The sequence below is a fragment of the Azospirillum sp. B4 genome (assembly GCF_000333275.1).
GTDB lineage: Bacteria > Pseudomonadota > Alphaproteobacteria > Azospirillales > Azospirillaceae > Nitrospirillum.
This window is the reverse complement of sequence record NZ_BACU01000702.1, coordinates 1-7,279: the sequence shown is the minus strand read 5'-3', so window position 1 is coordinate 7,279 and position 7,279 is coordinate 1. Positions and strand designations below refer to the sequence as shown.

At 70.4% G+C, this 7,279-nt stretch carries 9 protein-coding genes; all 9 read right to left on the bottom strand.

The features are described from left to right. Positions 1–324 (bottom strand): hypothetical protein (locus I55_RS31485; RefSeq protein WP_199902789.1); only part of this gene is annotated, 324 nt, incomplete at its 3' end. A gap of 11 nt (positions 325–335) precedes the next feature. After that, positions 336–728, bottom strand: coding sequence for a type II secretion system protein (locus I55_RS31480; RefSeq protein WP_199902788.1), 393 nt, complete (start codon positions 726–728; stop codon positions 336–338). Between the two features lie 11 nt (positions 729–739). Continuing rightward, positions 740–1,225 (bottom strand): type II secretion system protein, encoded by a 486-nt coding sequence (locus tag I55_RS31475; protein ID WP_044564680.1) that lies wholly within the window; start codon positions 1,223–1,225, stop codon positions 740–742. Next, a complete protein-coding gene (locus tag I55_RS31470; protein ID WP_044564679.1) occupies positions 1,222–3,678 on the bottom strand; it encodes a secretin N-terminal domain-containing protein in 2,457 nt (818 codons plus the stop codon). The genes I55_RS31475 and I55_RS31470 overlap by 4 nt, the downstream gene beginning before the upstream one ends. Continuing rightward, positions 3,678–4,205 carry a hypothetical protein gene (locus tag I55_RS35555; RefSeq protein WP_044564678.1) on the bottom strand — a complete coding sequence of 176 codons (528 nt, stop codon included), beginning with the start codon at positions 4,203–4,205 and terminating at the stop codon, positions 3,678–3,680. Before I55_RS35555 ends, I55_RS31470 begins: the two co-directional genes overlap by 1 nt. Before the next feature lie 30 nt (positions 4,206–4,235). Further along, the gene (locus I55_RS31460; protein ID WP_049974694.1) at positions 4,236–4,823 is read right to left on the bottom strand and encodes a hypothetical protein; all 588 of its coding nucleotides are present in this window, start codon (positions 4,821–4,823) and stop codon (positions 4,236–4,238) included. Beyond that, positions 4,820–5,389, bottom strand: a complete 570-nt coding sequence (locus I55_RS39220) for a hypothetical protein (protein ID WP_044564677.1) — start codon at positions 5,387–5,389, stop codon at positions 4,820–4,822. Before I55_RS39220 ends, I55_RS31460 begins: the two co-directional genes overlap by 4 nt. After that, entirely contained in the window at positions 5,386–6,255 is an 870-nt protein-coding gene (locus tag I55_RS31450; protein WP_049974693.1) for a hypothetical protein, read from the bottom strand. The genes I55_RS39220 and I55_RS31450 overlap by 4 nt, the downstream gene beginning before the upstream one ends. Then, on the bottom strand, positions 6,248–7,210 hold the full coding sequence (locus I55_RS31445; protein WP_252181383.1) for a GspE/PulE family protein: 963 nt from the start codon (positions 7,208–7,210) through the stop codon (positions 6,248–6,250). The genes I55_RS31450 and I55_RS31445 overlap by 8 nt, the downstream gene beginning before the upstream one ends. Positions 7,211–7,279: the final 69 nt, after the last annotated feature.

Below are 7,279 nucleotides of genomic sequence, written 5' to 3'. Positions count from 1 at the left end.
CATGACCAGGCCCCAAGGGCCGCCAACCATGGGATCAGGCGGTACCCGGCGCAGGTACCGGCGCACGCCGGGATAGCGCGGGTCGCGCGTCAGGTCCTGCAGGGCGCGGGGGTATCGGGGCAGGCCGGCGGGCGTGCTGTCGGCGTAGTCGCGCAAGGCGATGCGGAAGTCCCAGCCGATATCAAGCAAGCTTTCCTCGGCATCGCGCCGCTGCATCAGCGCGCCGGCCTGCAGGCTGGCGGCGGCCACCACGCCGATAATGGCCAGGATGATGAGCAGACCCAGATAGGTGAATCCCGCCTCATCCGGGGGCGATTTAGCCAAATGCCGGCTCATCACAGGTCCCCGAAGGCCTTGCCGTCATGGGCGGTGCCGGGCGCCCCGCTTTTGATGTCGTAGACGTTGCCGGGGAACTGCTCCTCCGGCGGGACGATGATCCAGGCGCTGTCGCTGTCGGCCACCGGATCGAAGGGCAGGCCGCGCAGGTAATGCTTCTGCACCAGTTCGTCCAGGGCGTCGGGATAGCGGCCGGTGTCGCCGTAGAATTTGTCGATGGCGTCGCGGGTGACGCGCAGGTTTTCCGCCAGCACCCGCTCCTTTGAGGTGTCGATGGCGTGGTAATAGCGGGGCAGCGCCAGGCTCAGCAGCATGCCGATGATGGCCAGGACCACCAGCAGCTCCACCAGGGTGAAGCCGGCCGGCCGCCGCTTTGTCACGCGTCGTGTCATGGGGGGCCGCCTCACCATTTTTTGTAGGGTATGCCGTTCAGGCCGACGCGGGGGCTGGCGGCATAGACGTCATAGACATCGTCGCCCTCCTGCGGGTCGTCGGCCTCGCTGGCGTAACTGCGCTTGGCCCAGGTGGCGGCGTCGGCGAGGTCGGGGTCGCTGGCCAGCGGATTGCGGGGAATGCGGCGCAGGAAATAGATCTTGCGCTTCTCCGGGTCGCGCTGGTCCTCCACCCCCGTCACCAGCACGTCCAGGTCGGGGGGGTAGCCGGCGGTGCCGGCCTCCTTGGCGATGCGGCCGTCGTCGCTGGCGCGGTGATAGGCGTCGATGGCGGTGCGGATGTCGCGCAGGGCGCGGCGCAATTCCGTCTCCTGCGTGCGCTGGGTGGCCACCTGGGCGACCGGCAGCACCAGCGTGGCCAGCAGGCCGACGATGGCCAGCGTCACCAGCAGCTCGATCAGCGTGAACCCGGCCTCCGACCCGCGCCCGTCCGTCATTTGGCGGTGACCTGCACGGTGTAGGGGCTGGGCGACAGCAGGGTGATGGGCACGCCGTCCACCCCGATGGGGGCGGCTGAGGCCACCTGCACCGTGGTCGACCCGGCGGCCAGCGCCTTGAAGGTCACCGTGGCCAGCACCCCCTGGCTGGTGACGCCGGCACCGCCGGTGCCGCTGTCGGCGATGATCACCTGGCCGTTGCCCAGTCGGCTGGAAAAGCTGGTGGTGGCGCCGTTCTGCTTCAGGAACGGCCCTTCCACGATGTTGGTGACCTGCAGCTTCGCGGCATCGAAGCCCAGGGTGACGGGGAAGCTGGTGACACCCTGTGTCGCCTGCGCCAGCAGGTTCACGGTGACGGCGCCCTCCACCGCGGCCTGACCGGTGCCCTGCAGTTGCAGCTGGGCGGTGCCGGCCCCGGGCACGGCGCCCACCGCCCCCTCCTCCGACCCGCCAACGGCGCCGCCCACGCCGTTCTGGCTGAGACCCAGGTCGTTCACCGCGCCGGAACCGCCGCCGGTGGACGAGGACGGGCCGATGGTGGCCGGTGCCGCCGGCGGCATGGGCGACACCGGGGCCACGGTGCTACCGATGGTGGAGGTGGTGGTGGAAACGCCGCCGCCGGACCCGGGGGCGGCGGCATGCATGCCGTTCTCGGTGCCGGCGTTGAACATGGCGTCGTTCACGTCCGGCCGTTGCAGGTTGCGCACCAGGTGCGGGGTGATGGACAGGACGATTTCCGTCTTCTGGTCATCGTCCGTGGTGGCGCCGAACAGGCGGCCCAGCACGGGCAGATCGCCCAGGCCCGGCAGTTTGTTGCCCGAGGTGCGTTCCTGGCTGTCGATCAGGCCGGCCAGCACGTCGGTCTCGCCGTTCTTCAGGCGCAGGGCGGTGCTGGCCGTGCGGGTGCCGATCTCATAGGCGCTGGTGCCGGTCTGCGTCGTCACCTGGCGGATGATGCTGCTGACCTCCAGCGTCAGTTTGATGCCGACATTGTCGTCCAGGTAGATCGTGGGCTCCACGTTCAGGGTCAGGCCGACGTCGATATAGTTCACCGACTGCGACAGGAACCCGGTGGAGGTGGCGGTGGAGGTGATGTTGGGCAGCCGCTGCCCGATCAGGATCTTGGCCTTCTCATGGTTGCGCACCCGGATGCGCGGATTGGTCAGCAGCCGCGCGTCGGAATCCTGCAGGTTGGCGTTGGCCGTGGCGCTGCCCACCGTCACGCCGATGTTGCGTGTCGTCTGGTGGGTCAGGTCATAGAGCGACACGGCGGAGCCGCTGCTGGTACCGCTGCTGCCCGACGATCCGCTGCCCGATGAACCGCTGTCACCCCCCGTCGTCAGGGTGCCCAGGGGCGAGGGCTGGAAGCTGGCGGAGGCCGGCCACTGGATGCCTAGGTTCTGCAGCTTGCTGCGCTGGATCTCCAGCACCTCCACGTCCAGCATGACCTCCGGATCCGGCACGTCCTCCACCGCCACCAGCTTTTCCGCCATGCGGATGGCGTCGGGCGTGTCGCGGACGATGACCATGTTCAGCTTCTCGTCCACCGCGATGTCGCGCACCTTGATGATGGTCTTCAGGGTGTTGGCGATGGTCTTGGCCTCGGCGTTGGCCAGGTAGAAGGTACGGACGTTCAGTTCCTGATAGTCCTTCTGCTTGGCCGCCGTGTTGGGGTAGATCAGCACGGTGTTGCCGTCCAACACCTGCTGTTCCAGCTGGTTGGTCAGCAGCACCAGGCGCACCGCCGCCTCGATGGTGCTGTTCTTCAGGAAGATGGACGTGCGCTGGTCCGTCCTCACATCCTTGTCGAACAGGAAGTTCAGGCCGGAGGTGTGGGCGATCACCTCGAACACCTGCTTCAGGCTGACGTCCTTGAATTCGATGGTGATGGGCTTGCGGTAAACCTGGGCCAGCCGCGCCTGGGGGGTGGACGCCGCCAGCCGGGTGTCGATGGCATGCTTCAGCGCCTGGGCGCGCGGGTCGGCCGGCGCCTCCGTCAACACCCGGGCCAGCTTCTGGTTGGCGGCGTCGACCTGCCCCCGGGACAGCAGGGCGTCGGCCTCGTTCATCCAGCCGGCCTGCCGCGCGCGGGCCTCCAGCGCCGCCAGGCCGTCCTGCGCGCGCTCGTAATTGGCGTTCAGGCTGAGGGCGTGGCGGTAGAGGGCGCGGGCATCGTCGTATGATCCGGCCGCCGCCAGCCTGTCCGCCCGTTCCACGTCGGTTGTCAGGGCGCGCTCCCGCGTCTGGAGGTAGGCCGAGCGGACCTGCACGTCGCGCGGGTCCTTGGCATAGGCTTCCCGCAGCTTGGCCAAGCCGTCGTTCATGTTGCCTTCCGCCACCAGGCTCATGCCGTCCTGATAGGCCGTGTTCCCGGCGCAGGCCGTCAGCGCCAGGCTGAGCAGCAGGCAAATCCCCTTGCGCGCGACGGACCGTCCAACCCCAACAACCCCCATCACTCTTCCCCGCCGATCGTCATCGTCTGCTGCTGCCTGGTTGGTAGGTAGGTCATCGTCAGCACGGGCGGCCTGATCTGGTTGACCGCGTATTTCTGGTCGATGACCGTGCCCTCGCGCACGAAGTAGGTCTGGTCCCCTATGGCCAGGTAGACCTCCCACGCCGCGTTTTCATACTTCTTGCCCAGATAGGTGAAGGGCAGGCCCGGCGTGTCGGACGCTACCACCGTTGGGGTCTGGGGCGTCACCGCCGCTGGCGCCCGGTCCAGGCTTTGCGCCGCGAACAGCGTGGTCGCGGGCCGGTCCTCATCGCGGGGCCCCATCAGCTGTTCTCGGGGCAGCAGGGCCAGGATGGCGGGTGTGTGCTTGTGCCTGGCGGTGGGCGTTTCCGCCTTGGGTGCGGTCGCCGGCCGGGGGCGCGACACCGCCTCCACCGTGTCGCCGCCGCCGGGGGTGCGGTCGCCGAAGATGGCGAGTCCAGCGGATCCCGCCAGCGCCGCCAGCATCAGGGCTTGGCGCGCCTTCATCGCGTCCCCCCTTCCACCGTCCTGCCCGGCTCATAGTCCGCCGGGCCGTCGAGGTAGAGCGCCAGGCGCAACCGGGCCTCGACGGCGCCGCTGCCGATGGCGGCGCGCTTGACGCTGACCTCCTCCAGCGCGGCATAGGGCAGGGAACGCAGCACCTGCCGGCAAGAAGTCCCGGATGGCGGCGTAGCTGCCCGTCACCGGCATCTGCATGGTGTAGACATGGTAGAGGCCGGCCTTGTCATAGCCCAGCTTGTACTCCGCCTGGGCGATGGTCAGGCCTTGGCGGTCGGCCTCATCCAGGATGACGGCCACGTCCTGGTCGGCATAGCGCACGTCACCCAGCGCGTCGTAGAAGGCCTGGAGGTTGCGCTGCGCCGGGGGCAGGGCGGCGGCGGCCGGCGGGGGCTGGCGCGCGGCGCGGGCGGCCCGCGCCGTCACCTGCGCCAGCGCGCCCTGGCGCGCCTCCACCCGGGCCTGCAGGGCGGGCAGGCCGATGAGGAAGGCGCTGGCGCCGGCCAGGAAGAGGGCGCCGGCCAGCAGGGTGGTCCAGCCGATGCGGCCCAGCGCCAGGCGGGCGCGCAGCAGCAGGGTGGGGGTGGGAATGGACAGGAAGCTCATGGCGTGCCCCCCGGGGCAATGCCCCCGGTGATGAGGCTGGCCTCGATCTGGAAGCGCAGGGGGCGTCCCGCCTGGCCTTCCTCCGTCCGGTGTTTCACCAGCACGGCGCCGGCGAGCAGCGGTTGCTGCTTCAGCTGTTTCACATAGGCGAGCATGGCCTCGCCGTTTGCCGCCTCCGCCTCGATGCGGATCAGTCCGCGCCCGGCGTCGGGCTCCAGCGCCAGCAGGGCGACGGTCCGGGGCGTGCCGGCCTCCACCGCGTCCAGCACCGCGCGCCAGGGCAGGTTCAACTGGCGCACGGCGGCGTTCACCGCCCTGGCCTGTGCCTCGGGGATGGGCATGTCGGCCGGGGGCGCCCGTCGCCTGGCGCGTGCCGCCAGATCGTCTTCGGTCCGCGCCACCGCGTGGTCCAGCGCCGCCAGGCGGTCCAGGCGGTCCCGCGCCTCAAGGGCCGCCGCCAGGCACAGGCCCAGGCCGATGAGGCCCAGCACCTTGGCGGCGGCGGGTGTCTCCTGCTTCAGCCGGGTGTAGCCACCGGGGGCGAAGTTAATGCGCTGCCGTCTCATCCCGCGCGCCGCCCCCAGCCGAAAAGGTAGGCGAAGGCCTGGGCGGCCGTGGGGCGCGGCGCCGGCGTCCGCCAGGCGAGTGTGGGCGTGCCGGCGGGCGGCGCCGCCAGGCCGGGCAGGGGCCGCCCCACCAGTTTCAGGGTCGCAGGGTCGGCCAGGCCATGGCGCAGGGCCACGGCCCGCAGCTGGTCGCGCAGCCAGCGGGCTTCCGCCCCCGCCGGCAGGGTCAGGCGGTGCACCGCCATCAGGCCGGCGGCACCCCCGCCAGGCGGAACGTCCACGCAGCCCAGGGTGATGCCCCCGTCCTGCGCCACGCCCAGCCAGGCGCCGTCCAGTCGCCGGCGTTCGGCGTTCCAGGCGGTGACGAACCGCGGGGTGAGGGCGGTCAGCGCCAGCCGGTGTGTCCGGGCGAGATCCAGCAGGGCGCCGTGCAGGGCCTGGGGCATGGCGCAGGCCAGGAAGGGACGGTCCACCGCCCCGTCAAAGGTCAGGCGCCAGGCGGACGGATCGTCACCATACAGGCGCTGGAAGCGCAGGGCCGTCACGGCGCGGATGTCGCCCAGGCCGCGCGCGTTACCCGGTGGCGCCACCATGAACAGCCGCACCAGGTCGTCGCCCAAGGTCACCGTCAGCGGCAAGCCGGCGGCACGCCCATCCGCCAGGATGGGGGCCAGGGTTGTGGCCAGGGCGGCGGCCAGCATGTCCGGGCGGATAGGCATGTCCCCGGCCAGCGGCAGCTCCGCGAGGGGGACGGGCGGACCCCATGCCGTGCGCCGCAGGTCCAGCGACAGGGCGGACCGGGTCAGCGTCAGGTCCAGCCGGCCGCCCAGGAAGCCGGTTGGGGAGGGCAGGGCGGGCCTACGCATGCTGGGTCACCCGCTTGACCTCGGCCAGGGTGGTGCCACCCTCGCGCGCCAGGGCCAGGGCCATCTCGCGCAGGCTGCGGGTGCCGTCGCGGTAGGCGGTGTCCTTGATCTGGCGGATGGGGCTTTTCTCCACCACCATCTCGCGCAGTTCGTCCGTCAGGGTCAGGATCTCGGCGATGGCGCGGCGGCCCTTGTAACCGGTGCCCCGGCAGTCGCCGCAGCCCAGGCCCCGGCGGAAGTGGAAGCCGGCGACTGCGTCGGCCGTCAGGCCCAGGCGCTGCAGTTCCGTCTCCTCCGGCACGTAGTCGGTGGCGCAGTGGGGGCAGTTCACGCGGATCAGGCGCTGGGCCCAGATGCCATTGAGGGCGGAGACGAAGGCGTAGGGGTCGATGCCCATGTGGGTGAAGCGGCCGAAGACGTCGAACACGCTGTTGGCGTGCACGGTGGTCAGCACCAAGTGGCCGGTCAGGGCCGACTGCACCGCGATCTCCGCTGTTTCCCGGTCGCGGATCTCCCCAACCATGATCTTGTCGGGGTCGTGCCGCAGGATGCTGCGCAGGCCCTTGGCGAAGGTCAGGCCCTTGCGCTCGTTCACCGGGATCTGAAGGATGCCCGGCAACTGGTATTCCACCGGGTCCTCGATGGTGATGATCTTGTCGCGGCCGTTGTGGATTTCCGTCAGCGCGGCATAGAGCGTCGTGGTCTTGCCCGAGCCGGTGGGGCCGGTGACCAGCAGCATGCCGTGCGGCTCCTCCGCCAGTTCGCGCAGGATGACCAGGGAGGCCGCGTCGAAGCCCAGCGTCTCCAGGCTGAGCGCCCCGTAGGCCGCCATCATGGCCCGCTTGTCCAGGATGCGGATGACCGCGTCCTCGCCATGGATGCTGGGCATGATGGAGACGCGCAGGTCGATCTCGCGGCCCGCCGCCTCCACCCGGAAGCTGCCGTCCTGCGGCACCCGCGTTCGGCGATGTCCAGTTCGGCCAGCACTTTCAGGCGCTGATGACCTGTTCCGCCGTCTCGGTGC

Excerpts from the sequence above, each read along its gene's own strand:
- I55_RS31480 (WP_199902788.1), bottom strand. The coding sequence starts at position 728 with ATGACACGACGCGTGACAAAGCGGCGGCCGGCCGGCTTCACCCTGGTG.
- I55_RS31475 (WP_044564680.1), bottom strand. The coding sequence starts at position 1,225 with ATGACGGACGGGCGCGGGTCGGAGGCCGGGTTCACGCTGATCGAGCTG.
- I55_RS31470 (WP_044564679.1), bottom strand. The coding sequence starts at position 3,678 with ATGGGGGTTGTTGGGGTTGGACGGTCCGTCGCGCGCAAGGGGATTTGC.
- I55_RS35555 (WP_044564678.1), bottom strand. The coding sequence starts at position 4,205 with ATGAAGGCGCGCCAAGCCCTGATGCTGGCGGCGCTGGCGGGATCCGCT.
- I55_RS31460 (WP_049974694.1), bottom strand. The coding sequence starts at position 4,823 with ATGAGCTTCCTGTCCATTCCCACCCCCACCCTGCTGCTGCGCGCCCGC.
- I55_RS39220 (WP_044564677.1), bottom strand. The coding sequence starts at position 5,389 with ATGAGACGGCAGCGCATTAACTTCGCCCCCGGTGGCTACACCCGGCTG.
- I55_RS31450 (WP_049974693.1), bottom strand. The coding sequence starts at position 6,255 with ATGCGTAGGCCCGCCCTGCCCTCCCCAACCGGCTTCCTGGGCGGCCGG.